A 26206-nucleotide genomic window follows, 5' to 3' on the forward strand; every position below is an offset into this window, starting at 1 on the left:
TGCGGATGTCGTCCCTGTACGCAGACTCTCTTGCACCACAGCGCACATTGACGCCGCTCGGCGCGCTTGGGCACGTCAAATGACCTACGTCCCGCTCACCCTTGTTCATGACGATGGCCTTGGAGCTCGTGCGACGTGTCATACGGGCCCAGGAAGAGACCCACGGTGGGCCAGAAACGTAGGGGCATGCGTGAAAATCGACTCTGACGGGGCCGTACCTGCGGCAGACCCAGGAGTACCGCCGGGCTGGCAGAATCACATCGACGAACTCATGGGGGCCGTACGCCTCCAGACGCACGCGCCCCTGAACGGGGACGCCGGGATGAGCACGGCACAACTCGGATATGTGCGCATGCTGAGCCTGACCGCCGGCCCCCTCCGGATGAGCCGCTCCCCTCGGCTCGTCCAGGCGATCCCCTGTGACCGGGTCGCTGTCGTAATCCAGCAGGCGGGTACGGCCGTCCTGACCCAGGACGGGCGCAGCACCACGCTGCTCCCGAGAGAACTGGCCTTCGTGGACTGCCGCAGGGCCTTCTCGCTGGATCAGCGTGAACCATTCCAGCTCCTGCTCGCAGCACTGCCCACGCACGCTCTCGCCATGCCGGAGGTGCTGGTGCGGCAGGCGACGGGACGGCCTCTCCCGGCCACCGGCACGGCCGCCTTGCTGCTGGCGTACATTGAGCGACTCCCCTCGGTCGTCGCGCAGGTGCCGAGCAGGACCGCCGACCTGCTCGGCGGCAATACCGTGGAATTTGCCCACCTCCTCATCGACGAGCTAATCGGTGTCGACCACCGGCCGCCCGGGCAGGCCCGGGAGCAACTGGTGCCGGTGATCCGAAAGTACATCGACGCCCACCTGTCCGATCCCGACCTGACACCCGAGCGGATCGCCAAGGTGCACCACATCTCGGTGCGCTACCTTCACCGCCTCTTCGAAGGGGAAGGCGTGACCGTGGGGCGGTTGATTTACCAGCGCCGGGTCGAGGAGTGCGGGGCGGAACTTTCACGACGGGGCCATGCCAGCCCGACCGTTTCGGCCGTGGCCGCGCGCTGGGGGTTTCGCAACCCGGCCCACCTCAGCCGGGCCTTTAAGTCCGTTTTCGGCATGACCCCGCGGCAGTGGCGCCTACGGAACCCCGCGTTGCTCCAGCGGGGCGGCGCCGCACCGCCCACCACGCCCGCCACCCGTTCCGCCTTCCCCGACGCCCAGCCGTCCGGCACCTCGGCCCGACTGAGCCCTACGGACTCATACGGCCGTGTCGAGCAACTCTCCTGAGGGCCTCTGGCCTCGCGTCCGTGCGGTAGGCGACAGCGCGTGTCCTCGTCCAGACGAGTAGACCCCCAGAGCAACACCAGGGGGCAGCTGCTTGGCATTCATCGGCCGGGCAGCAGCCCCTGGCATGAGATCATGCTCAGCTGCACGATCCGTACGGCGCGCTCGCTCCTGCACTGTTCGGGAGGGAACGTACATTCGACGGTGCGGCCAAGACATCGCGAAGCCGCTCGATCTCCATCCTCTGTGCGGCGATCTGCGACAGAGCCCGTTCCCTGTAGTCGGCGAGCCCATCGATCTGCGCATCACGCGCGGCGAGGCGTTCCTTCAGCCCGGAGACCTGTTCCCTGAGGCGCTCGATCTGTGCCGCCCGCGGGTCCGGAATCACGCCCGTTTCCCGCAGCTCGGTCAACCGGCGCTCGAACTCCTCCGCCAGATGTTGGTAGGGGCCAGGCCGCGGCGAGCCGTCACGATTCTTCTTCGGATAGAAGCCGGTGCGGGCAACCCCGGCCTGGGCCGCGAGGGCCTTGATGTCGCACTTGCCGCCCGGGGGAACGTCACCGGCAAGGAGCCGTTCCATGACGTGCCGAATGGCCGCCTCGTTGTTCCGCCGCGTCTCGTCGCTGATGCGGGCCACGTCATGCCCCCGTTCCGCAGAAGGCGTCGATCTCGGCCAGCACGCGTTCATCGCGTGCGAGTTCCGCACTCAGCCGGTCCTTCTCCGTCCGCTGTGCGCGTCCGATGGTGGCGATGAAGACCTTCTTGCTTTCGGCGCTGGCCGCCCATACCGGGCGGTGCCCGGCATGGTGGGTGGCCTGGGGGCACCGCCCTGAATCGCACATGCCGATCAAGGGCTCAGTCGCCCCGCGGGCGTGCGGCCCTGCGAGCTTGAGGCACAGCGCCTTGGATGGATCGAGGAACCAGCAATAGTTCGCCGGCCCCAGGTGCAGGGCCTTGGCCCGCTTGGCGAGCAAGTTCGTCACCTCCTGGTCGCTGCGCTTGATGTTCGGCGCCCCGGAGGAATCCAGCTGTTCGTCGACGAACGCGAAGAAGTCCAGGAGGTCGCTGGCGCCAGGCCCCGCAGGCCGGATACCGTTCTGGTAGTCGTGGAAAGCGTCCAGGGCGACGCGCATCTTGTGCTCTCGCTCCTCCTGGCCGAACTCGGCCATCAGCACCGACTGGGCCCCACCGGGGCGGTCCGCATAGCCCTCGGTGGTGACCACCGAAATGTGCTTGAGATGGATCTTGGCGGCCAGCAGACCACCGGGCCGGTGCGCCATTTCCACCGCGAGGGTTCTCCGTAGCATCCGCAGACTGACCGGCACCTCGGGGATCGGCGCCAGCCCAAGGCGACGGCCCTCTGGGCCATTGACCCAGGTCAGGAACCATTCGTACGGAGTGAAAAAGGAGAGCGACTTGAACAGATGACCGTCGTTCTTCACCGGGTCAGCAAGCGAGACGGCTACGCCGGCGGTGTCGTACGCCTGCTCGATGGTCACCCACTGATCGTGTTCACCACCCAGCTTCCGGCCCTTGATGACCTTGCCCTTCAGGCGGTAGCGGACGCGGCCCTCGCCGAGCTGTTCGGGAGGCTGGCAGCAGTCGTGGGTCAGCTCAGCCAGTTCGCTCTTCCGCATACCGGTCAGCGCGGCGAGCGCGATCAGGCAGGCGGTGCGGGCCCGGGAGAGCTGCAGTCGGGCCTCGGTGGTATTCATCGGCAAGGTCCAGGGGACACTGCCCCGTCCGTCCGCGCGCTCGACCAGGGCGCCCGCCCGGCCCCAGCGTTTGGACAGGCCGACTTCCCTGACGGCCTTCTCCAGGTGGCCGCGCAGGGTGGGCAGCCACGTGTAGTGGAAGGCGTGCCGTCCGGTCTCGTGGGCGAGGGAGATCAGGTTCACCCGTAGCAGCGGATCGTCCGGATCCCAGCCGTCCGCCAGCCGCTCGGCTACGACGTGATCGAGGGCGACATCCAACGGATCGCCCTCCTGTATGTGGCGGTCGATGGCCTGCGCGACCTCGACCCTCCAGTCCGGACGCTCGCGGTTGTTGTGGCCCGGCCGGTTCGAAATCATCTCCTGCAGCTGTTGCTGCAGTTCCATGAGGTGCGGCGCCAGCACCTCGACCACGTACAGGGCCGCCGCGACGAGCGGCTGGAAGACGTCGTTGCTCAGCGGTGGTGTCGTGTTGCCCGTCCGACGAACCATCCCGGCGACGGAGTACGCCGTGCGTCGCTCCCAGGGACGGAAGGCCGGCACGTAGCCGTCGGCTGAGAACAGTTCCCTGTAGTAGCCCAGCTCCTGGATGACCCCCACTACGTCCATGCGGTAGCCGGGGCTGCTGTCGCGGATGACGACGCCGTGCTTGTCCCGTACCTTCTTGCGGAGCTCCAGGTAGGCGGCGCAGTGCTGCTGGGTGACTTCTCCGAGACTGTCCACGCCCTGCTCGGTGAGCCAGTTCAGCCAGCCGGTCAGCACAGTCAGCCGCCCGTGCACCGTGGAGACCTGCACCGGCGTCCGGTAGGCATGGGCAAGCTCCCGCACCGCGGGGTGGTCCGGCGCGAGCCGGGCGAAGATAAACTCCTTCGCGAGTTCCCTCCACTGGGGATTGGAGATCTCGGTGAAGGACAAGACCCGCGAGTGCCGCGCAAGGTACCGCGGCAGCCCAATGACGCCGGTGAAGTCCCAGATGCTGTCATCGAAGTGCGGATACGGGCCCGCGCCGAGGACCGGCAGCGCGGCCGCAGCGCACACGTCTTCACCTCGAAAGACGGAACGCGAAAAGGCAGCCGAGAGGCCCGGGGGCCGGTGCAAGGTGGTCATGCGGTGTGCTCCTCTGGGCGTAGCGGAAGCTCGGCATCGGAGTCGGTGACCTCGGCAGCGGCTGCCCGCAGCGCGTGCTCGGAGAAATACCGGTCGGTGGTCAGGATCTCGTCGAGACGGTGGGCGTACGGGCCACAACGCCAGCGGGCACAGCAGGCACACCCACGGACGTGCCGGACAGGGCTTGCCCTTCGGCCCGTGGAGCCCTGACAGTTGGTCGCCACACGCCGCGGTGAAGACATCGCGTTCCCCGGACAGGAGCTGCGCCAAGGCGTCGTCGTCCAGGCCGAGCCGCTTCATGTGCTCGGGGTAGTTCTCCACCAGGTCGGCCATCTCGGCAGTGGCCAGCACCAAGGGCGGCAGCGCCCGGCGAACGAGGTCCTCCTGCGTCTGGGTGATGATGTCTTCCACCGCCTCGCGCTGAGCCGGCGTCGTGTTCGTCAGGTAGTGGTCCCCCTCGACGCCGGGGGACCGGTTCGGATCCAGCGTGGACCGGCGGCTGCCGCGCCAGTGCGATCGATCCTGCAGTGCGTCGTGGGTCGTGCGGATGCGGTGCCGGTGAAGGAACAGGGGGCGACCGTTGTCGCCGGTCATCTGCAGGGGGTGCCCGTCTTCGTCGACGGCTTGGCGTCGCTCGATCCAGGTGCATATGGACAGGCGCGTGGCCGGCTTGGCCAGCCACCGCTTTCCCGCCCGCGTGCCGCCCGGCGTGAAACGCACCCAGAGCTCGTCGCGCAGCTCCTCGGGCGCGAAGCGGCGGGCCACTGCGGAGTGATCGAGCCACTGTTCCAGTAGACGAGTGGCCTGACGTGACAGCGCAAGACTCTCCGCCGCCGTGCGGCCCTTGACGTAGCTGAGGAGGATCTTCTCGTCACCCGCCCACTCGATGTCGGTAAGTCCCAGGTCCGCGATCCCGTCCGGCACGATCCCGGTATAGGTGCCGAACAGCAGCTGATAGGCGATGATCACGTCCAGGGTCGGGATCAGCGGATCCAGCACCGCGCGAAGACCGACCCCATATCTCTGCCGGAAGGGGAACGAGCCGCGGTCTGTCATCTCGGTGACGAGAGGGTCGGGCCCGCGGTGAAGCACCAGCCAGTGATGGGCAGCGCGCTCACGGAGCAAAGCCCCTGACCCCTCAGCCGACGAAGCCTGCTCACGGGCCGCGCGGAACGCGCGGAAGGCGTCGTCAACCTCGTCGCGGCAGGTACGGATGAGCCGGGCCCATTCGGCCTCGCTGTACGGCTGGTGCGAGCCGTACCGCTCACCCGTATTGAACAACCGGCCATCGACGAACGCGCACGTCCGGCGCGAGAATCTGATCCTGGTCGTCTGCGCAACGCAACATCGCCCGCAGCGCACTCTCCTGGGAGGATCGCACCCCTTGCCGCCAGTACCGGGCGAGGAGCGCGCGCGTCAGGTCGGAGACCCCGCCGGAGAACCCGAACTCGACCAGCCAGTCGGTGAAACCGCGGACGGCCGTGAGGTACAGCTCGATCCCTCCCGCGCTGTCCACCTGCCCGTGCGGATGGACAAGATCCGTAGCGCCTTCCAGCAGAGTGCGTGCCAGCTCCGGGAGCTCCACTGGTCGCCGCACGCGCAGGCGACGGCGGTACTCCGACCCGTCGCTGAAGATGCAGTGCACCCCCAGCGGGTCAAGGGTGACGGTGGCCGGCATCAGACCACCGCCGGTTCGTCGTCGGACTCAGTCTCGAGCTCCAGCTCGACGTCCTCATCCAGCAGCCCGTACTCCTTGCCGACCCGCCGATACAGGGACGTGAACAGGCGGAGCACGTCCAGACGGTGGAGGTACGCTTCCGTGGTCAGTGAACTGGTATGTCCGAGCAGATCGCGCAGAATCAGCAGCGGTTCCTGGGTCCGCAGGTAGTGCGCCAGGGCCGCATCGTCGTCGGTGTCGCGGAACTGTCGAGCAGCCTGCTCGTACCAGCCACGCATCAGCCGCGCCATGGTCGCCATGGCCATGGTGTGACGCAGTCGGTGCGGATTTACGTGCGGGAAACGCGGCTCGTAACGCTCGCGGATGCGATCGGAGGTCCTGGCGAAGACCGTGGACCATCCGGTGAACGGACGTCCCTGGCCCCACACCGACAGCAGCATCGAACCGCCCTCCGGGGCGACCAGACGCCGCCGCTCGTCAGGGACGAGAGAACTCCACTGCACACGGACCCCGTTGACACGACCGCCCCGCTGGTCGGCATCCGTCACGAACAGCGGCTCCCCCCAGCGGGCCGGCGGACGCCACGACGATCCAAACGTCGCGGCTGCCCGGTCGAGAGCGATGTAGGAGTGCAGCTCGGCCAGCGAGTCGTAGTCGATCCACGACTCACGGTACTTGCTTCCCTTGGTGAGACCGGATGGGACCGGGAACGAGACCGGCACCGCGGTCCGTCGCGAGGGAAGCATGGGCACCTCGCAGACCAGTAGGTATGTGTACTCCTGGCTACGTAGCCCGCTGGAGACAATCATCCGGCCGACCGCCGAGTTCCGGGCCAACTCCCGCCCTCGATAACGCAGATCCCGCTCACCGTCGGGGCTCAGACCCGCCAACCCCTTCAGGAACATGTCCGTGAAGTCGTCGTCGAGATACTTGATCGTCACATGAGGCTTCGCCTGGCGCCGCCGTGACTGGTTGACTCGCCCGCGACGGACTTGCCCCTTGAAGGCCCAGACCGCCTGCCGGTACGTGAACGGCTCGGAGTCTGCGTACTCCTCATCCTTCGCCCACTTGTAGAACCCCGCCAGAATCCCCATGTTCTGGTTCCACGTGGACGCCTCGAAGCGATGCTTGATGGGGCCCCGGGCTCGATAGACGGAGTACGCGCCCAACGCCGCCTTCAGACGACGCCGCGTGTCGAACAAGGCGACCCCGTGCCCGGATAAGAACCCCAGCCACTCACGCACCGTACGCACGTAGTAGGGCCACGAATTTGGCGATGGGCATCCATTTGCTGGCAGCTCGCAGGCCCAGGAGTTGATCACGGTGGTGGGACGGACGCCGTTGCCGTCTTGGAAGAGAAGGTCGTCGTCAAACAGCAACGGCATCCCCTCCGGGATCGCCGGCCTGAACGCAAGTCCCCAGGACTCCCAGCCTGCTGATGAGTACGTCGATTGGTGCATGGCCGATGAGTATCAATGCAACCCGGCTGAGTGCAACAAACAAACGAGCAGGTCAGTTGGTACATCAGCCGGTAAGCAACACCGTCGTTAAGCGGGAACAAGCAGGTAGTACGCCCAATACGTGTTCATGACCGCCAGGCCGAAGGAGAGGGTCGACAGGGCGGCGATCACGGTGCGGATCGTGGGCTGCCGGGCCACGTAGCGCACGCCGTCCGCGATATCGCGCACCAGGCCGGTGCGGGCGCGCGACGCGGTGGCGGTCTCGGGAACGCGCATGCGCCAGATGAGTATCGCGGAGACGAGGAAGGACAGGGCGTCGGCGAGGACCGAGCGGGCGGGGCCGACGGCACTGACAAGAGCGGCACCGGCGTTGGTGCCAGCGCTATCAGCCACCGAGGACGCGGCGCCGATTTTCGCGTTCGCGTCATGGAGCTGGTCCGGATGGACGAGGGCCGGCAGGAGACTGATCGCCGCGGCGTCGTGCACCACCCTGGCCGCCCCGAGCACGACCGCGACCGCGCACAGCTGCCCGACGGTGAGTGCCCCGGCAAGAGCCGATGCCGGGATGGTCACCAGCGCGCCGGCCGCCGCGAGGTCGGAGGCGATGAGCTGGGGCCGCTTGGGATGCCGGTCGGACAGGGCCCCGGCCCACAGCGCGAACGCGTTCGGGAGCTGTCCGAGGAACGCGAGCACGGCGACCTCGGTGGTGGAAGCGCGCAGTTGCAGTACGGCCAGCGCGGGCAGGGCGACGGTGCTCACCGCCGACCCCGACAGGCTCACCGCCTCGCTGCTGAGCAAGCACCGGTAGGCCGGAACGGTCCACGCGGTCCCTCGCCGCGGGGCCCGGGCAGTGACCGTCACCGGGCCTCGCCTCATGCCGCCGGACCCGAGACGATGGTGGCCCGCTGGATCCGGTGCCCGACGAGGTGTGCGGCTTCGATGCGCGGATACCAGCCGGCGCCCGTGACCTTGGACTGCTGGATCTGTCCGACGTCAGCCTTCCGCGTCGTGAACGCGTATCGGAAGTCGAGGTGGTGATGCTCCGGCTCCCCCTTCGTCGGGCGGGCCAGAACCCGGTGGTACTCGACGCAGACCGGCGCGCGGGCAGCGGGGAGAATCTGCCGTGGATGGACCCCGATCTCCTTGGCCAGCTCGCGCAGCGTTGCGTCGACCAGGGTGGCGTCGGAGGGTTCAAGGTGGCCGCCCGTGGTGAGCATGAGGCCGGTGGCCGGGTACCGGATGTGCAGGACCGGGCGCTGGCGGTCGATGACGACGGCGCTGCACGTGACGTGGCCGGGCAGAGTCGCCCGGGTGGTGACGTCGGCGGGCCGCTTCAATGCGGCCAAGCCGTCACGCTCGTCAGGGTGGCGGCCGAGGTACGCGTAGGTGGTCTCGCGGATCGAGGAGGAGGTGCGCGGCATGAGTGTCGCTTCGCCTTCAACGTAGGAACTCGTAAGGGGGGTCGGGCTGTGGACGCCGCCCTGCTGGGTCAGTTCGCCGTCTCGCGGTCGGACGGCTGGATGCCGCGGGGGAGGGGAACCGTGTCGGTCGCGGGCGCGAGCCCGTACTGGGCGGCCTGGGCGGTGAACATGCCCTGGTACAGGCCATCCGTGTGGGCCATGAGCTCGTCGTGGGTACCGTCCTCGACGATGCGTCCCTGGTCGAGGACGTAGATGTGGTCGGCGTGCATGGTCGCGGCGAGCCGGTGGGTGACGAGCACGACCGCGTGCCCTTCCTCGGCCAGGGACCACAGGCCCTGGAACGAGGCGATCTCTGCATGGGGATCCAGGGCGCTGGTGGGCTCGTCGACCAGCAGGAACGGTGCCTGCCGGTACCGGGTTCGAGCCAACCCCAGTCGCTGCCACTGTCCGCCTGAGAGCTGGACACCTCGCTCATAGCCCTTGAACACGATCGAGTCCCAGCCGTGCGGCAGGCCCTCGATCAGGTCGAGCACGCCCGCGTCCCCGGCGGCCTGACGGACGCTGTCCATGTCCCGGGGCCGGTCACCGGCGCCGATGGCCACGTTTGCGGCGGCCGTCATCTCCCAGCGCGGGAAGTCCTGCGCCAGCATCCCGACAGCGCTGAAAACCTGGGCGCGGTCGGCCTCGCGAAGCTCGACCCGCTCGCCCGACTCACCCACCCACCACACGTTCCCGTCGGAGGGCATCAGCAGCCCCGCCAGCACCTTTGTGAGCGTGGTCTTCCCCGAGCCGTTCGCACCCACCAGGGCCGTCACCTTCCCCCGGGCAACCCGCACGCTCACACCGTTCAGGCAGGGGGTTTCGGCGCCCGGGTAGGTGAACGACACTTCCTCGGTGCGCACCTCCAGCGCCGGTGCGGGCAGCGGCGTACCGGAGGTCGGGATGGCGTTTTCGCCCGCCACCTCGATGGCGTCTTCGGTGTCGGTGAGGAACAGCAACTCCTCATACAGCCGGTTGACTTGCTGCACCAGCGACGTGAGCCGTGCCGTGGAGGTGCGGATGGCGATCACCGCCGTTCCGCCCACGGCGAGCGGCAGACCACCCGACGCCAGGAGCCACCACAGCAACCCGTAGCAGGCCAGCGACGCCAGCCCCGCGAAACCGCCGGCGACCAACTCCGTGGAAGCCTGCGCCCGGGCAAGGCGCCGCTGCTCCGCCTCTGTCTGCCGCGACATCTCCTCGTAGGAGGACAGCAGCTTCGTGCCTGCGGCGTGTACGCGGATCTCCCCGGCCGCGTGCGGGCGGGTCAGGTAGGCCAGCAGGGAAGCGATCGCCCGCCGGTGGTCGACCCAGTTCAGGCGGGAGAGGTACTCGCGTCGCGCGGAGCGGACCGCTCCCCACCCTTTCGGCAGGGCGATGGCCAGCAGCATGGGCAGCAGCGCCCAGTGCAGCGCTGCGAGTACGACTGCGGCCGCTGCCATGCCGATCACCACGTTGCCTACGCCGACCGACAGACGGAGCATGCTGCGGGCTGAGTCCGTGCCGAACTTCCCCGCCTCCAAGACCCGCTGGACCTCCGGGCGCTCGGTCGCCTCCACCTCGACGTGGGTGACGGCCCTGTAGTAACGGGCGGAGACCGCCCGCTCCACCTGCGGCTCCAGCCGGCCCGACATCGCCGTCGACCACGCCGACAGCACCGCTGTCGCCACCGCCGCGACCGCGAGCACCACCAGCGACGGCAGCGCCTCGCGGAGCTTGTCCCCGGTCGGACCGTCGGCGAACAGCTGGGTGAGGACGCTGTTGACCGCCACTAGCCCCCAGCCCGCCGTCACACCTTGCCCGAGCTGCGCTGTCACAACTCCGGCGAGAGCCCGCTGGTCCGTCTCCCAGCCCGTGCGCAGCACCATGCCCACCATGCGGGGCAGCGCGGCCGCCATGTGGCCGAAGCCCAGCCGGGTCAGTGGGCCTTCGTGGCGGACGAATGACTGGTCGTAGCGCAGCCGGCCGCCATACAGCTCCCGCTCGGCGTCCGAGATGCCGGTCGTAGCCGCTGCGGCTGTCTTCGCTGGACCCGCAGTCTCGCTGTCTGGTTCGACTTGCGTCACTGTGTTCCCCTTCAAAGGCGGAGTGGTGGCGTCGGCATGTCCAACGACGCCGCCGCAATTTCGAACACGTGTCTTTCGGCCGGGTTGTGCATCCTGCGATTCAGCGGTTCTTCGACGGTGTGCAGTGCACCGACCCTGGTCACGCAAGTGCCGCTCGGTGAGGCCGGGTTGGCCAAAACGCCGACGATGGTGCTCGTACGTCCAGATGGTTCCATTGGCCCGTTCTGGCTCACACCCGACTTATAGGAGTGCGAACCCCCATATGCCGCGGATCTTTCGCTGGAGCTGCCTGTGCAGGTACTTGCTGCCCTCATCCGAGCCGACGGCGACTGGGAGCTTTGCTCCCGGGCCGGAGCGGAAGTGCTCAGTGTGGATGGCCTCAACGCAGGACTGCACGTGCGGCCCGTGCCGCTCCGTCGTGGCGGAGTAGGCGATGCCTACAGGGAGATGCCGCACCGGCCGGCTGGACGCTTTCCCACGATGCGCTTCAGGTTTCGCCTCGGGACAGACGTTGCTGTCCTAGCGTGGAAAGCATGACGGTACTGATCGTGGGCGGCAGCGGGTTCCTGGGCGCTGAGTTGGCCCGCCAGGCCCGTGCAGCGGGCCGGGAGACGGCCGCCACTTTCCAGTCACACCCCGGAAAGAGCGCCGGAGTGACGTGGCACCGCCTTGATCTGCGCAACCCTGCAAGCCTGCGGGAGATCCTGGATGCGGTCAGTCCAACGGCGGTCGTCAACGCGAGCAGTGGCGGATCCGAGTGGGCAGTCACGGCCGAGGGTGGGATCCGCCTGGCCCAAGCCGCGACTCAACGGGGCATCCGCCTGGTCCACGTCTCAAGTGACGCCGTCTTCTCCGGCCGCCGCCACGACCAGTACGACGAGACGTGCTTACCCGACCCGGTAACGCCGTACGGGGCGGCGAAGTCGGCGGCCGAGACCGCCGTGCGGCTCCTGGATGCGGGCGCCGTCGTCGCACGGACCTCGCTGATCATCGGCGGTGGCCGGTCCGAGCACGAACGCATGGTGCACGCCTTGGCCGCCGGCACGCGGGAGGGGGTCCTGTTCACGGACGATGTCCGTTGCCCAGTCCATGTCGGCGATCTGGCCGCCGCACTGTGGGAGCTCACCTTGTCCGATGCGGCTGGAGTCTTTCACCTTGCCGGCCCGGACGCCGTCACTCGCCACGAACTCGGCATCCTCATTGCGCAGCGGGACGGCCTTGACGCATCGCTGTTGCCGACCGGACTTCGCGCCGGCAGCGGCCTTCCTGGTGCACTCCGTGTCCACCTCGACAGCCGCGCCTCCCAGAACTACCTCGCGACCCGCCTCCGTGGAGCCCGGGAGTTCCTCCGGCGCCAGCACCCCGACCGCTGACGACGGCGCAGTGACAGCGGGCCGGAGCCGAGCATGTTGCGGGGAGCACGCGTTGGTCGGCTCGGAGGCTTCCTCGCCGGCGTGAGAGCGGCCCTTCCTGGACTGTCATCATGCGTTCCTTTCGTGATCCGGCCGCAGAACGAATCTCTGGATATCTGTCATGCCGGGCGCGTAGCCGTCGGAGGTGTCGACCAGCAGGCTCGGGGCGGTCAGGCTGATGGGAATGAACTGGTCGGGGTCGTAGAGGCCGTCCTTCATGTCGGCCAGTAGGGCCTTGTCGCCATGGGCGACCCGGTGGCTGTCGTTGTAGGAGCGGGCGGTGATGCGCTGAGCGATGGTCGGCGCAGGGGTGGTGCACCGGATGATTCGTAGGTCGGCGAACTCTGTGAGTGGCTCCAGCCCGGGGCGCCAGAGGCGGTCCTGGAAGGCAGCTTCAGCGACGAGAGTTGTGCCCGCCCGCAGAAGAACGGCGATGGTCGCGAAAAACGCTTCCAAGGCCGGAATGTTGAGTGGGTCGTCGCCGTCAGCGTCGTGACCGGGAAAGTTCATGACCATGCCCTGTTTGATCTCGTCACGCAGGATCGCGGGGCAGCCCAGGTGCTGGGCGAGCGCCCGGGCAAGGGTGGTCTTGCCCGTTGCTGGAGGGCCGCTGATCACGGCAAGAGTCGGGCGGAGGTGCATGGGTGGACTCCGAGGTCGTTGAGGCGACTGATGCGGACCCTAGATCTCAGGGTGCCGCTTGCGGAGCCGGATGGCCATGAAGCCAGGATGGTGGGTCAGTTTCTCGTGTTTGACCGGGTGATGGGGTGCCATTGATGGAACTGGCTGGTGTTCGACGAGGTGGTCGAAAGTGAGTCCGGCGGCGGTGAATTCGTCGGCGCGCACTGTCTTGCCCTCGAAGCTGGTGAAAACGCCCCCTCAAGGAACCGTTCCGGGGCTTCCCTGGCCTCCGGCTCGCGCGGTCGGCGCGGGACGTCGAGATGCGCGACACCATGTCCATCTATGGCGTCCACCACCTGCCGCTCCTCCTGGGCGAAGAACAGGAGTGAACCTCCGCGCCTCAACGGGCGGCGACAGTAACGATGAGGCCGATGATCAGCAGCGTGGCATTGAGGGACTTGCTGAATGCGTCACCGGCTTGGGAAAAGGCTGAGGCGGGAGTCGCCCCTCCTATGCGGGCCGCCAAGCCGACGACGGCCGCGAACAGGGCGGATGTCAGAAGGGCGAGGAAGATTCCGAAAAGCAGGGTGATCATCGCGGTGCTCATGGAAGACTCCTTTCACGATCGGAAACACTCGGCAGTCGTTCTCGCACGAGTTCAGCAGCATCAAGGCCGCCTCGCTGGCGACCGCTCGCCTCACGCGATTAAAGGCGCAGGTCAGAGAAGCTTCTGCGAGTTGTCCGGCCCGGACGCGACCGGACCGGACCGGACGGCAGGACGCGCCGGAGGGGGAGTCTCATAGCAGGCGGAAGTGTTCCGAACCCGGCACGGTTGGAGTTCATCGCGCGGCTTCGGGAGTTGCATGTTGCGGCCGGAGGCCCGGACCTGTCAGCGGTGGCGAGTGGGGCGCGGCTCGTCGACAGCAAAGGAAAGCCAAGAAACAAGACGATCAGCGCCTGGATGACGCGCGGCGGCCATCACCCGGGGAGTTGGGACAAGTTCGCTCCCGTACTGGAAAACTTGATCGAGCGAGGGGAAAAGGAAGAGGGATTCACGCCGGACAATGAGATACTGAAGAGCCAAAAGCAGTGGAAACGCTGGTACCAGGACGCCGTTTCCGCAAGCCCCTCCGCCCCGGCCGGCTTCGACGCCGCGCGCAAGACGTACTTCGCCCAACTGCGCCGACGCCACGCACACCTCGCCGTCATCGCCTCCCCGCATTCGCCGGTCCGCCCCGCTCCGCTCCGGTTGACCGACGTGTTCGTCGCCCCGGCCGTACGTCCGGAGACGCCGGCGCAGGGTGGAGGGCTGGGCGCACCGCCGGCCCGCCGCGCCGACGCATCGGCCTCCGACCGATGGCCGCCCGACGACGGCCGGACCCGCCCCGCCTTCCAGGTACTGGCCCAAGAAGACGCGCGCCGGATCGTGTTGCTCGGCGACCCGGGCCACGGCAAGTCGACACTGGCTCGCTACCTCGCTCTTTCGCTCGCGGACGCGATGGACACAGACCATGAGGTCGACCCGGATCTCGCGCCGCTCACGGGCGCGTTGCCGCTCCTGGTGGAGCTCGGCGCGTACGCCGACCCGCAGTGGCGCACGGGCACACTCCTCGACCTCGTCGACCGCCTCCACCACACCCAAGGGCCCGGCCTGCCCAAGGACGTGCTCGACGCGTACCTGCGCGCCGGCGGCCGCGCGGTGCTGATCTTCGACGGGCTCGACGAGGTCTTCGACCCACGGCTGCGCGGGGAGGTCACCGGCGAGATCGCGGGGCTCGCGGAGCGCTACCCGAGCGTCCGTATCGTCGTGACGTCCCGGATCGTCGACTACCAGCACGCCGTACTCGAACGCGAGGGCTTCCGCATCCATGTACTGCGGGACTTCGACCGGACGCGGATCGACGCGTTCGTGACCCGTTGGTACGGCTTGGCCTTCCCCGAGCAGCCCGCCGAGGCGGCCCGCCTGCGAGAGCGGCTGCTGGCCGCCATCGACGACACACCGGCAGCGGCTGAGCTCGCGGGCAACCCGCTGATGCTCACCATGCTGGCCCTTCGCGGTGAACACCGGGACCTGCCGAGGGACCGGCGCGCGGTGCTCGAACAGACCGTGAGCGCGTTCATCGCCCAGTGGGACCCCGGCCGGTTCACGCGCGACAAACGGGTGGCCGAGGACGCGGGGCGCTTGCGCGCCGGTGAGCGGATGGAGTTGCTGCGCCGTGTGGCCCATCGGATGCAGACCGGGGCGGGCGGGACGGCGGGAAACTTCTTGACGGACGCGGAGTTGGCCGCGGAACTCGACGGTTACCTGCGCGACAAGCTCCCACCCGATCGCTGTCCGGCGCTCACCCGCGCGATGCTGGAGGAGTTCCGCGTACGCAATGGAATCCTCAGTCATTTCGGCGGCGCGATGTACGGATTCCTTCATCGCGCGCTGCTGGAATACCTCGACGCGGCGGATATCCACCATCGGCTCACCGTCGAGCGCAGCCTGACCGAGGACGCGCTCGTTCACCAGGAGTACGGCGAGCACTGGAACGACCCCTCCCGGCACGAATCCCTCGTCCTCACCGCAGGCATGGTCGAACCTCGGGTCGCAGGGCGGATCGTCGACCACCTCCTGGAGGCCGATCCGCTGTGGTTCGTCCGCCTGTCCGGGGCGTCTTCGCGCGAAATACCCCACCACATCGTGCTCGCCGCCCGCTGCCTCGGCGAGGTCCGCGACCCCGGCGCACTGCCCGCCCAGTGCTCCGCCGTCGTGAGCGCGGTGATCGCGCTGATCGAGCATGTGGTCGCGGAGCGGGTACGCCCCAGTTCGCCGGTCATGCGCGCAGTGGAGGAGATCCTGCCGCCTGTGCTCGCCCGGCTCGGCTTGCGCTGTCCCGCCGTCCACCGGCTCTACTGCGACTGGTACCTGGCGCGCGGTCAGTTCCTCAGTGTCATGAGGGAGGGGGAGAACTTCGCCTGGTTCGAGGTACCACCGGCCGCACAGGTCGGCGCCGCGCTGCTGGGCGACCACCCCGAGTTCTACGAAAACCTCTACAGCCAGGCGGCCTTCGGCTCCGCAGCAGCCAGCAGCGAGGCCCTCCACGCGCTCATCCAGGAACGGCCCGAGGACCCGCGACTGGCCCTGCTGCTCTGCGAAGTCGCCGAAACGGACCCCGATGGGGAGACGAGGGAGCGTTCGGTCCGGTTGTTCGCCCTGGCCCGCCGCACGGACCCGTCCGCCGCACGCTTGCTGCGAGGCTGGCTCAACGACGACGACAGCTACCTCCGCCGTGGAGCCTTGGGTGCACTCGTCAGCGGCTGGCGCGACGAACCCGAGACGTACGCCGCGATATGCCGGTACTCCGCCGACGACCCGAATTGCGAAGTCCGCCTCACCGCAGTGCGGTGTCTCGCTTCCGGCTGGCCGGGCGACCCCGACGCCGGGGCCGTCGTCCGCGAACGGGCCGCCCACGACCCCGACCCGCACGTGCGGACTGAAGTTTTCCGCATTCTGGCCGAGGGCTGGCCCGACGAGCCGCTGAATGCGGCCCTGCTGGAAGCCATCGCCGCCGATCCGGCTGACGAGAGGTGGCTGCGCGAGACCGCCAAGCGGACGCTCGACTGGATGCGGGCCGAACCCGTCCGCCCTGACGCGGCCCTCGCGACCTCCCCCGCACCCCCGGAGGATCCGCGCATCACCGCGCTCGGGCCACTCGTCGTCGACCGCCGCGCCGACGCGCGGACTCCTCTCCTGCTACGCGAGCGTGCCGAAGCGCACCCGGACGCGGACGTCCGCGTGGCCGCCGTACGGGTCTTCGCCACGGGATGGCGCGATGATCCGCGTACGCTGCCGTGGCTGTGCGAGCTTGCCGCGTCACAGGCGAGCGAGTCGGTGCGGCAGGCGGCGCTGTGGGCCCTCGGCTCTCAGTGGCCGGGAGACCGCGAGGCCGGAGCGGTGCTGCGCCGCATCGCCGACGGCAAGGGTGGGTCGAGGACGCGCGAAATGGCCGTCCTCGCCCTCACCGCCGGATGGCGCGACGACCCGGACATCCGGCTGCTGCTCCGCAGACTCGCGGTCGGCCTGGACGCCACGTACGTACGAGCCACGGCAATACGGGTACTGGGCGCGAGTTTTCGCGACGCTCCCGGGACCGAGGAACTGCTGCGAGATCGGGCCGAGAAGGACCCCGATTCCTATGTCTGTACGACCGCCGTCCGTGCCCTCGTCCTGGGCTTTCGCTCCTCACGGACCGGCGATCTGCTGCGTCGACTCGCCGTCGACCACCCCGACGAGTTCCTGCGCGGTGCAGTCATCCACCTCCTGGCCGCGGGCTGGCGCGAGGACCCGGCGACCGGCGAGCTGCTTCAGCGCATCGTCGCCGACGGCACCGAAGCGACGAGCCGGCGCGCGGCGGTCGAGGCGCTGGCCGGCGGCTGGCGCCACGACCCCGCCACCGAGGTGCTGCTTCGGGAGCGGGCCGCCGACGACTCCGATTGGCAACTGCGACAGGCGGCCGTGCAGGCGCTCGCCGACCGGTGGCCCCACGACCCGGAGATGCACGCCCTGGCCGAACGCCTCGCCGACGACATGTGACGGCCCCTGCGGACCGTGACAGGTCTACGGGCGACCCGTCACGGCTGCCGCTCCCCGACCGGCGTAAGTCGATCCAGCCCCATGGCCGAGCGGCTGTCGGACGGGAACATGCAGGCCCTGCAGAGGTTCGTCAACCAGTCGCCCTTGCAGTGGACACCGGTGCGGCGGCGGATCACCGAGCGGCTGATCGAGGTGATCAGGCCCGAGATGTGGGTGGTCGACGAGCCTGGGAGCAGCCCGCTGATCGGCCTTCAGCGGCGAACGCTACGGTTCGACGTCACTTCGCACTCTGCAAGTGCAAGAGTGGTGGTATGTGTGGTCGATACGCATCCACTCGCAGCCCGCTGGAACTGGCGCCGCTGTTCCAGGTGCCCGACGTCCCCGCGAAGGAGACGCTCGCGCCGAACTGGAACGTCGCTCCGACCGACGACGTGTGGGCCGTCCTTGAGCGCTCACCGCGCGGCGAAGAGCACAGCGACACGGTGCAGCGGGAGTTGCGGCCGCTGCGCTGGGGTCTGGTGCCGTCGTGGGCGAAGGATGTGAAGGTGGGCGCACGGATGATCAACGCGCGGGTGGAGACGGTGCACGAGAAGCCCGCCTATCGCCGCGCCTTCGCTCGGCGCCGCTGCCTTCTGCCCGCGGACGGCTTCTACGAGTGGGAACAGATCAAGGATCCGGCCACCGGCAAGGTGCGCAAGCAGCCGTACTTCATCCACCCCCAGGACGAGCAAGTGATGGCCCTGGCCGGTTTGTACGAGTACTGGCGCGACCCGGCCGTCCAGCAGGACGACGATCCGGCCGCCTGGCTGATGACCTGCACCATCATCACCACCGAAGCCACCGACGCGGCCGGCCGTGTCCACCCCCGCATGCCGCTCGCCCTCACCCCCGACCATTACGACGCCTGGCTCGACCCCGGCCACCAGGACCCCGATGAGCTGCGGGCGCTGCTCGGCCAGCCGGCCCAAGGCCACCTGCGGGCCCGGCCTGTCTCCACCGCCGTCAACAGCGTCCGCAACAACGGGCCCCAGCTCCTCGACGAACACCCCGTGTGACACCTGCCGGCCCTTGAGCGCCGCGGGTTCAGGCAAGTTCGCGCGGACAACGAGCGCGGTGGGGGCGGGTGTGGCACGGTGGACGCAGGCTGGCTCCGTTGCTTTTCCCCCCTAGCGACGGAGCCAGCCTCACTTCGTGCTCCCGCGCGCCCGCTCCGGTGAAAAGCGTTCGCCAACTACCTGGCCCAGGTCGGCATACATCCGCAGCCGCACACCTGGCTGTCCGGCATCCCGGGTGGCGGGATCGGCGGGCGTCGCTGCCCAGAACTCATCCTCTGGCTCCGCGAACCCGCCCAAGATCCTTTGTCAGACAGGGCCTAAGAACCAAGCCGGATCCCGCGTGCTGCGGCGACGGCGTCCAGGGCGCCGACGTGCCAGGTGTCGAAGTGCTTCGTCCCGGAGCAGAACGCCAGCACGTGTTCGTACGCCTCTTCGGTGCCGATCCGCAGCAGGGCCTGTACGGCGGGCTCGTGGGCGCCGAACCAGGTGTCGGGGCCCAGGAGGGCCGTCAGGGGAGTGAGGTCCCGCGCCGAGCCGCGTTCGACGAGCGCGAGGGACGCCACCTCCCGGGCCGGGGTCGATCTGGACAACCGGCGCTCACCGGAGATCGCGTACGTCGACTCGTCCCTCGGGTCCGGTGGCGGCGCCGTGGCGAGCCCGAGCAGCGCCCCGGTCGCCTCCGCCCCGGGGTGGGCGGCGAGCGCCTCGACGAGCCGGTGACCCACGTCCTCGGGCAGGCCATCCGCGTCGGCGGCGAGCCGGACGAGGACCGGCAGCGCCGGGCCGCCGAACTTCCGTAGCGCCTGCACGGCGGCACAGGCGAGGTCCGGCTCGGCGCCGGGTGTCACGAACGTTTCGAGCGCGCGGGCGGCTTCCGACACCGGGAACGCGCCCAGGGCCACGACTGCTCGTCTCCGCACCGCCTCGTGGGGCGATCGCGTGCAGGCGAGCACCACCGGCAGCGTGTCCGGCACACCGATCGAGCCGAGGGCCCGCACGGCGTGCGCCCGCAGGGTGCCGGGCTGCTCCTCGTCCCTGGCCAGGGCCGCGAGGAGCGGGGCGGCGGCCGCGTGCCGCAGGGCGCCGAGCGCCCCGGCGGCGGACGCGCGTACCCCGACTGGAGTCGTGTCGTCGGCTAGGGCCGACAGGAGCACCGGGGCCGCGTCGGTGCGTCCGGCGAGGCCCAGCACGCGCGCTACGCCCCGCCGGCGGGCGACGGATCCACCGGGGCGCGTGAACTGGTCCACCAGCTCGGACAGCACCGACTCCGGCAGCGCGGCCACGAGGTCCGCCACGGTGTCGCCGATGTGCGCGTCGTCCAGCGCCGCCACCAGCGCACCGGCCGCCCCGGCTCCCGCGGACGCGGCGAGCGCCCCGGCGGCGGCCCGGCGCACGGCCGGTGCCGCCGCCGCGCGCAGAAGGTGCGCGAGCAGGGCGTGGTGTTCCCGGTGGTCCGGTACGGCGAAGAGGCCGGGCTCCGCCGCGATGTGCGCACAGACCGCCGCCACGGCGTGAGGCGGGCAGTCGGGGCCGCCCTGCTCCGCCGCGCCGCGGAGCACTTCCCACAGGTGGGCCCGGCCGTCCTCGGTCCTGGCGAGCAGGGCCGTCGCGAGGCGCGCCGTGTCGGGGTCCGGGTCGCGCTGGGGGGTGTGGAGGAGTCGCTCGACGGCCGGGTGGCGGTGCGGCGGCGGCCACCCGACGGCGGGCAGCGCGTGCAGCGCCTCGACCGCGGCCCGGCGCAGGTGCGTGTCCAAGGCGGGGGAGTGCGCGAGGACGAGCAGGGCGGAGGCGGCCCGCGGGTCCCCGATCGCGCCGAGCGTGCGCACGACGCGTACCGCGAGATCGGGCAGATACCCCCACAGCGTGGCCAGGAGGGGCGTCACGGCCTGCGAGGCCCGCAGCGCGGCAAGGGCGTCGAGGACCCGCACCGTCCAGTACCCCCGGCCGGACGGCAACCGCTCGCACAGGTCCACGAGACCGCGGACGACCTCCGGTCCACCGATGGCCAGCAGGGCTTCGCACGCCACCTTGTCCAGTTGCCGGCGGTTGTGGTCCGACTCGGCCAGGGTACGCAGCAGCAGGGGCACGGCCCGCTCCACGCGTAGCCTGCCCAGGGACGCGAGGGCGTGCCAGTGAAGTCCGGGGAGCGGCTCGTCCCCACGCTTGAGGCAGAGGTGCAGTGTCCTGACGACTTCCGGTGTGCGTACCGCGCTGCCCAGCATCGCGGTGGCGTACACGGCGGCGTCATGGTTCTCGGACCACGTGGCCCGGCACAGCCCCGCCACCTCGCCCTCCATGCGCATGCGCATCACGTCGGAGATGGACGCTGCCCGCTCCACTCAGGCCTCCCCGCCCTCGTGCACCTGGTCCGACATCGCCACGTACAGCGGTGTCCCGACGACGATCGTCAGCTCCTCGCCGTCCTCTCGCGTCACCGTGGAACGCATCAACTGCCGCGCCAGGAAATCGCAGTACACCGGCGGCACCGTCAGCCCCTCGGCCGCGTGCAGCACGTCGTGGGCCACTCCTCCCCGGCTCGGCATCCGGCCGCCGCGCGACCGCACGTTGAACTGGCTCTCCCACTCCGGAGGGGTGTCCTGGAGCAGCCGGAAGAGCGACGGCAGTCCCGAGAAGCCGATCCGGCCCATCTCCGGCGGCGCCTCGTAGCCCACCAGGTGGTGGGCGGAGCCGATGAGCGCGACCACGGTGTCGCCGTCGCGGCCCGTCATCAGCGTCGGCTTGTTCACCTCGCCGTATCCGGCGATGCGCAGTGCAAGGTCGCCCCGGAACCAGGCGGTGGGCTCCGTCATCCAGCCGACGTCGAACTCCCGCTCCAGGTACGACTCGACGATGTCCAGCCGGTCGTACGTGCTCGCTTCGGTACGCGGCGACTGTACGGCCAGGCTGAGGACCTTGAGGTCGACCTTCGCCTCGACGGCGAGGCGCTTCAGCAACTTGGGCGGGATCTGCCCGTACAGCATGTCCACCTTGGCGGTGGAGAGGTAGAGGTAGTACCTCATGCGCCGGTCAGGCGCCGGGCTTTTGGGGAAGCGCCAGGACGGCGACCCAGGTGGCGGGAGTGACGGTGAGGTCCGCTCCCCGCGGGCTCTTGGAGTCCCTGATGTAAATAGCCGATGGGGCTGCGACTTTCTCCAGACGGGCGCCGCCCTGTTCGGTGCTGCAACTGGACTTGAACCACTGCAATGCCGTGCTCATCTCTCTCCTAGCAAACGGTCCAACAGGGCCTTGGTTCGATCGGCGTTGAGGGCTGGGTCCGCAGCATCGCATCAACGAACACCACCGCGCCACCGAGACGGTCCAGCAGGGCCACCTCTGACACGACGAAGCTGACCGTCGGGGTTCCTTGCGTTACCAAGAGCCGCACTTGGCGCGGCTGGCACCACCACGTCACCGCCGTCACCGGCGCCCGGGCCTTCCTCACCCTGCGACGCAAAAGCCCAAACGTAGTCATGATCTGCTACCACGTCCTGGACGGCCTCCAGAACCTACTGCGGTGCTGAACCGGCACGGTATCAGTGGAGCGAGTAACTCCCGCTCCTGATCGGTGAGTTCATGACGACGTATCCAGGTCGGCATACATTCGCAGCCGCACACCTGGCTGTCCGGAATCCAGGGTGGTGGGCTCGGCGTGCGTCGTTGCCCAGATATGGGCGATCGCGGCGTAGAAGGCGAGAACGGTGGCATCGTCGAGACCTGCCACGTCGATGATGTGGATGATCACGCAATTCGGCTCTGTCGCTGATCTTGTGATCGGGCGGGGGTTGTTGGGGTGCGTGGTGAACATATCGCCAGTCCGGCTCTTCGCCCCACTTGCTTGCGGGATCCACCAGGTACTGGAAGTTCGGACGAGGATCGAGCCCTCGTGGTAATGCGCTAGCGGGGTGGAACGGTGTCGTAGTCGTTCCGGGCCTGCTCGACCTTGTCCAGGTTGCCGGCAGCCCATTCGGCGAGGTGCGCGAAGAGTGGGGCCAGGCTGCGCCCCAGCTCGCTGATTTCGTACTCGACCCGAGGGGGGATCTCCGGGTGGTACGTACGCACGACCATGCCGTCGCGTTCCAGCTGCCGCAGCCGCTGGGTCAGTACCTTTGGTGTGATCGTGCTGATCCGTCGTTCGAGCTCGACGAACCGTTGCCGGCCATGCATGTGGAGAGTCCACAGGATCGGCGTGGTCCACCGGCTGAACACGATGTCCACGACCGCACTGGTCGGACAGGCGAGTTCCGGGTCAGTCGCAGCCGCTGCCGTTGCCGCCCAGTCAGCATTGCCGACCATGCACACCCCTTTGGGATAGTCACTTTCCTGTAGGTACCTACTATATCGACGGTGTTAGCGTCCCCGTGTCGCCCGGAGAGCAGCTCTCCGCGGCGGTCCCGCCCGATCGGGCGGCGACAACCATGCTGAATTGACACGGGAGTTGTTCATGTTCGTAGTGACCGGGGCGACCGGCAACGTCGGCCGATCGCTCGTGCAGGTGCTCGCGGCAGCCGGTGCGCAGGTGACCGCGACATCCCGAGGCATCTCGGACACAGACGTGCCGGACAGTGTCCAGTACACGCGGGCGGACCTGGCCGATCCGGAGAGCCTTCGGCCCGTCTTCAACGGAGCCGACGCGCTGTTCCTGCAAAGCGGCGGCGCCAGCGCGCACCTGCTCAGCCCACAGGACATCCTCGACGTCGCCAAGGCCGGCGGCGTCGGGCGGGTCGTCTTGCTGTCCTCCCAAGGAGTCGCGACCCGCCCACAGTCGGCCTCGCACGGGGACCTGGGACGGTCCATCGAGGACGCCGTCAGACAGTCGGGCATGGACTGGACGATCCTGCGGCCCGGAGGCTTCAACTCCAACGCGTACGCCTGGGCCGAGTCGGTCCGCGCCCGAAGGGCCGCCGCCGCGCCGTTCGCCGACATCGGCCTGCCGACCATCGATCCGGACGACATCGCCGAGGTCGCCGCCGCAGCCCTGCGGGAGGAGGGCCACGCCGGACAGATCTACGAGCTGACCGGGCCCGCCCTCAGCACGCCCCGCCGGCGGGCGGCGGCGATTGCCGACGCACTTGGCGAACCCGTCCGGTTCATCGAGCAGACCCGCGACGAGGCCCACGCGCAGATGCTGCGGTTCATGCCCGAGCCCGTGGTCGAGACCACACTGGCCATCCTGGGCGAGCCCACCCCTGCCGAGCAGCGCATCAGCCCCGACGTGGAACGGCTCCTCGGCCGCGCGCCCCGCACCTTCGCCTACTGGGCCCAGCGCCACATCGCCGCCTTCCGATAGGCCCTGCGTCTTCGGCCAGGGCATTCCTGGACGATCCATCACGACGCACCGCCGACCGCCCCCCAACCGTTCGCTCACCTCGACGTGGAGTGGGGATCCAAGGTGAGCAGCTCCGGGGAAGTACCGGGCAGGGGGGAATCAAAGAGTCCCGACACCGTCAATGGTGACTGCGATCGTGTCCCGGGTGTACTTCGCGGAGTTTGAGGCTCTTGTGCCTCATCTGTCGGCCGGCGTAGTGGAGTTGGCTGAGCGGTCGGCCTGTGGGATCACGTTGCACGCCCGTGCGCGGGCCGTCGATCCGCTGTGCCCACACGCGGTCAGGCACGTCCTGCAGGAGGGGGTGTGCGCAGCGCGATCATAGCGACGTCGTCATCGTTGTCGCTGGGGCGGACCCGGTCCAGCAGCAAGTCGCAGAAGGAGTCGAGGGGGCGGTGGGCGAGGGAGGCCGCATGTCGGCGCAGGCGGTCAAGCCCGTGATCGATGGAGTGGCGCGGGGATTCGACCAGTCCGTCGGTGTAGAGGACGAGGGTGGCCCGTGGAGGCAGGACGGTGACGGCGTCGGGGCGAGGTCTGGTGACTCCGGTGCCGAGGAGTATGCCGTGTGCCCCGTCGAGGTAGCGGGTCTGACCGTCGTGGGTGATGAGCAGGGGCGGCAGGTGGCCGGCGTTCGTCCAGCGTAGGCGCCACAGTGTGTCATCCCCGAGGGTGAGCCTGGCGAGGATCATGGTAGCCATGGATACCTCGGCTATGTGCATCACGGCATCGTCGAGCCGTGTGACGACGGCGCTGGCTGGTGCCTCGGGGTAGGACCAGGCGAAGGCGCGCAGCATGTTGCGGACCTGCGCCATGCCGGCTGCGGCGTCGAGATCGTGTCCGACGACGTCGCCGATGGCCAGTGCGTGGGCGTGGGGGCCCAGAGCGAAGGCGTCGTACCAGTCACCGCCAACGGATGAGGCGTCCGGAGCGGGCAGGTAGCGTGCGGTCATCTCCAGCCCGGGCAGGACGGGCAGCTGGGGCAGCAGGTGGCGTTGCATGGTCTCGGCGACTTTGCGCTGGCGCTGGTACAGGCGCGCGTTGTCCAGCGCCAGGCCGGCCCGGCGGGTGAGGTCCTCCAGCAGCGGCAGGTCGGCAGGAGTGAAGGCGTCGTGGCGCCGGGCGCGGCCGAGGGTCAGGGCGCCGAGTACGTCGCGTAGGCCGCGAATGGGTGCGATGACGGCGGAGTGCATACCCGTCGCGGTGAACAGGCGTTGCTGCTCGACGGCGATGCCGGAGTCGGGCGGACCTTGGTAGGTGGCGGGACCTGCGAGGGAGGAGGCGGCTCCGCGCAGGGCCCGCGACAGGGGCATCGGCGACTCCGCCGGCACCGGAGGCATAGGGCCTTGCAGGTCGTCCCGCTCGACGAGAATGCCGTCCTTGTGCTCCATCACAAGAACACGTCGCACTTCATCACGTTCGGTGAGTAGATCGAACACGGCCCAGTCAGCGAGCCGGGGCACGGTCAGGGCCGCCAGTCGGTGCAACGCCTCGTCCACATCCAGGGTGGACGTAAGCTGCGTGGTCGTCTCCGCCAGCAGGGCCAGACGGTCCAGATCCGTCAACGGCGTGGAGTGCCCGCCATCGCTGTGGCGATCGTTCGACTGCTTCGGCTCGTACAGCAGAGCCAGCCCACCTGTCCCGCCCGGTCCGGTTGAGTAGGGGGTGACCAGCCAGGACAACTGGAGAAGAGCACCGTCCCCGCGGGCGAACCACTCGGCGTCGCCATGCCTGGTGTCGCCCGTGAGGAGCGCCTCCCTGATCTGGCAGGCTGTGCGCGGCACCGAGTGCCCGTATCTGTCCCGGTGCAGCAGGTCGTGGAAGTCCTGACCAACCAATTCCGAGGCTTCCCTGCCCAGCAGGCTTTGGGCCGCGTTGTTGACCGCGACGATGAGGCCATCGTCATCGACCGCGATGGCGGACGCCCGCAAATCCTCCAGCGTTCCGTAGAGCAGAGCGCAAGAACGCGCCTGATGCCCGGACAGGGAATCACTGTCCCTGCCGGGAGCGGCGACGTCGTCCATGTCCCTCCTCTGTTCAAGCCTGAATCAGACCGAGTACCCCAACCTTCTTCCGGCATGCGCCGAGGGCTCGCCTTCCCTGCTGCGAGCACCGGCATCTACCCGCTCCCCATCCGTTCCGAGTGCCTGAGCCGGGCCGCGAGACACGGGTGGGTGCGCCGCGAGGTGGTGGTTGTCCTCGGCCGGCAGGTGTGTCTGCGCAATAACTTCACCGGGCGGCGCCAGTCCCGCCCGAGCGGTGCTGCTCCCTGGTCCGCAGGGCGTTGAGCTGCCCACATGGACCTCCCGGACCGGCCCAGTACGTGCATGTCGGCGGCTGCCACATGGCGGGGAAGCGGTCGAAGGGTGTGCCGCGCGCGGAGGCGCTGCGGGCGCTTGCGGATTGGGTCGATCCTTGTCCGCACTGCCGTCCGGACAGCGAGCTGGGGATCCTGGACTGATG

General features: G+C 69.0%; 22 protein-coding genes and 1 pseudogene. 7 read left to right on the plus strand and 16 right to left on the minus strand.

Translation table 11 applies throughout. From position 1 onward, the window contains the following. Positions 1-190 precede the first annotated feature (190 nt). Entirely contained in the window at positions 191-1276 is a 1086-nt protein-coding gene (locus M8H82_RS29120) for a helix-turn-helix domain-containing protein (protein WP_374211709.1), read from the plus strand. 136 nt (positions 1277-1412) lie between these two features. Here the strand turns inward: M8H82_RS29120 and M8H82_RS29125 are convergent, their stop codons facing one another. From M8H82_RS29125 to M8H82_RS29155, 7 genes are all read right to left on the minus strand, one after another. Beyond that, entirely contained in the window at positions 1413-1910 is a 498-nt protein-coding gene (locus M8H82_RS29125) for a hypothetical protein (RefSeq protein ID WP_250078058.1), read from the minus strand. A 1-nt stretch (position 1911) separates the two neighbouring features. Continuing rightward, positions 1912-5373 carry a hypothetical protein gene (locus M8H82_RS29130; protein WP_250078059.1) on the minus strand — a complete coding sequence of 1154 codons (3462 nt, stop codon included), beginning with the start codon at positions 5371-5373 and terminating at the stop codon, positions 1912-1914. Beyond that, positions 5357-5770, minus strand: coding sequence for a hypothetical protein (locus M8H82_RS29135; RefSeq protein WP_250078060.1), 414 nt, complete (start codon positions 5768-5770; stop codon positions 5357-5359). The genes M8H82_RS29130 and M8H82_RS29135 overlap by 17 nt, the downstream gene beginning before the upstream one ends. Then, on the minus strand, positions 5770-7155 hold the full coding sequence (locus M8H82_RS29140; RefSeq protein WP_374211712.1) for a site-specific integrase: 1386 nt from the start codon (positions 7153-7155) through the stop codon (positions 5770-5772). The genes M8H82_RS29135 and M8H82_RS29140 overlap by 1 nt, the downstream gene beginning before the upstream one ends. Before the next feature lie 162 nt (positions 7156-7317). Next, on the minus strand, positions 7318-8028 hold the full coding sequence (locus M8H82_RS29145; RefSeq protein WP_250078062.1) for an MFS transporter: 711 nt from the start codon (positions 8026-8028) through the stop codon (positions 7318-7320). A 74-nt stretch (positions 8029-8102) separates the two neighbouring features. Beyond that, positions 8103-8651, minus strand: coding sequence for an NUDIX domain-containing protein (locus M8H82_RS29150; protein ID WP_250078063.1), 549 nt, complete (start codon positions 8649-8651; stop codon positions 8103-8105). 68 nt (positions 8652-8719) lie between these two features. Further along, positions 8720-10756, minus strand: coding sequence for an ATP-binding cassette domain-containing protein (locus M8H82_RS29155; protein ID WP_374211710.1), 2037 nt, complete (start codon positions 10754-10756; stop codon positions 8720-8722). 533 nt (positions 10757-11289) lie between these two features. Between M8H82_RS29155 and M8H82_RS29160 the strand changes: the two genes are divergently transcribed. After that, entirely contained in the window at positions 11290-12129 is an 840-nt protein-coding gene (locus tag M8H82_RS29160; protein ID WP_250078064.1) for a sugar nucleotide-binding protein, read from the plus strand. 108 nt (positions 12130-12237) lie between these two features. Here the strand turns inward: M8H82_RS29160 and M8H82_RS29165 are convergent, their stop codons facing one another. Both M8H82_RS29165 and M8H82_RS29170 read right to left on the minus strand, forming a co-directional pair. Then, a complete protein-coding gene (locus M8H82_RS29165; RefSeq protein WP_250078065.1) occupies positions 12238-12810 on the minus strand; it encodes an AAA family ATPase in 573 nt (190 codons plus the stop codon). A 379-nt stretch (positions 12811-13189) separates the two neighbouring features. Beyond that, complete coding sequence (locus M8H82_RS29170; protein WP_250078066.1) at positions 13190-13396, minus strand: hypothetical protein; 207 nt, start codon at positions 13394-13396, stop codon at positions 13190-13192. A gap of 414 nt (positions 13397-13810) precedes the next feature. On the opposite strand from M8H82_RS29170, the gene M8H82_RS29175 reads away from it, so the two are divergent. From M8H82_RS29175 to M8H82_RS29185, 3 genes and pseudogenes are all read left to right on the plus strand, one after another. After that, entirely contained in the window at positions 13811-17368 is a 3558-nt protein-coding gene (locus tag M8H82_RS29175; protein WP_250078067.1) for a HEAT repeat domain-containing protein, read from the plus strand. A gap of 108 nt (positions 17369-17476) precedes the next feature. Next, positions 17477-17533, plus strand: a pseudogene (locus M8H82_RS36845) (hypothetical protein); the annotation flags it as partial. A 146-nt stretch (positions 17534-17679) separates the two neighbouring features. Further along, the gene (locus M8H82_RS29185) at positions 17680-18423 is read left to right on the plus strand and encodes an SOS response-associated peptidase (protein ID WP_250078068.1); all 744 of its coding nucleotides are present in this window, start codon (positions 17680-17682) and stop codon (positions 18421-18423) included. 129 nt (positions 18424-18552) lie between these two features. Here the strand turns inward: M8H82_RS29185 and M8H82_RS29190 are convergent, their stop codons facing one another. The 6 genes from M8H82_RS29190 to M8H82_RS29215 all read right to left on the minus strand — a co-directional run bounded on the left by M8H82_RS29190 (position 18553) and on the right by M8H82_RS29215 (position 22716). Then, complete coding sequence (locus M8H82_RS29190) at positions 18553-18720, minus strand: DUF6207 family protein (protein WP_250078069.1); 168 nt, start codon at positions 18718-18720, stop codon at positions 18553-18555. 20 nt (positions 18721-18740) lie between these two features. Then, positions 18741-20762: a HEAT repeat domain-containing protein gene (locus tag M8H82_RS29195; protein ID WP_250078070.1), complete on the minus strand. Its 2022-nt coding sequence runs from the start codon at positions 20760-20762 to the stop codon at positions 18741-18743. Further along, complete coding sequence (locus M8H82_RS29200) at positions 20763-21443, minus strand: SAVMC3_10250 family protein (protein ID WP_250078071.1); 681 nt, start codon at positions 21441-21443, stop codon at positions 20763-20765. Positions 21444-21450: 7 nt separating this feature from the next. Beyond that, positions 21451-21639 carry a DUF397 domain-containing protein gene (locus M8H82_RS29205; RefSeq protein ID WP_250078072.1) on the minus strand — a complete coding sequence of 63 codons (189 nt, stop codon included), beginning with the start codon at positions 21637-21639 and terminating at the stop codon, positions 21451-21453. Between the two features lie 355 nt (positions 21640-21994). Continuing rightward, a complete protein-coding gene (locus M8H82_RS29210; RefSeq protein ID WP_250078073.1) occupies positions 21995-22165 on the minus strand; it encodes a DUF6207 family protein in 171 nt (56 codons plus the stop codon). A gap of 152 nt (positions 22166-22317) precedes the next feature. Then, positions 22318-22716, minus strand: a complete 399-nt coding sequence (locus M8H82_RS29215; protein WP_250078074.1) for a helix-turn-helix domain-containing protein — start codon at positions 22714-22716, stop codon at positions 22318-22320. Positions 22717-22864: 148 nt separating this feature from the next. Between M8H82_RS29215 and M8H82_RS29220 the strand changes: the two genes are divergently transcribed. After that, positions 22865-23710: an NAD(P)H-binding protein gene (locus M8H82_RS29220; protein ID WP_250078075.1), complete on the plus strand. Its 846-nt coding sequence runs from the start codon at positions 22865-22867 to the stop codon at positions 23708-23710. A gap of 317 nt (positions 23711-24027) precedes the next feature. Here M8H82_RS29220 and M8H82_RS29225 read toward each other — a convergent pair whose 3' ends face one another. Next, entirely contained in the window at positions 24028-25767 is a 1740-nt protein-coding gene (locus M8H82_RS29225) for a SpoIIE family protein phosphatase (RefSeq protein ID WP_250078076.1), read from the minus strand. Between the two features lie 260 nt (positions 25768-26027). Between M8H82_RS29225 and M8H82_RS29230 the strand changes: the two genes are divergently transcribed. Beyond that, positions 26028-26204 carry a DUF6233 domain-containing protein gene (locus M8H82_RS29230; RefSeq protein ID WP_284049476.1) on the plus strand — a complete coding sequence of 59 codons (177 nt, stop codon included), beginning with the start codon at positions 26028-26030 and terminating at the stop codon, positions 26202-26204. Positions 26205-26206 lie beyond the last annotated feature (2 nt).

This window comes from Streptomyces sp. YS415 (genome assembly GCF_023544665.1).
Taxonomy (GTDB): domain Bacteria; phylum Actinomycetota; class Actinomycetes; order Streptomycetales; family Streptomycetaceae; genus Streptomyces.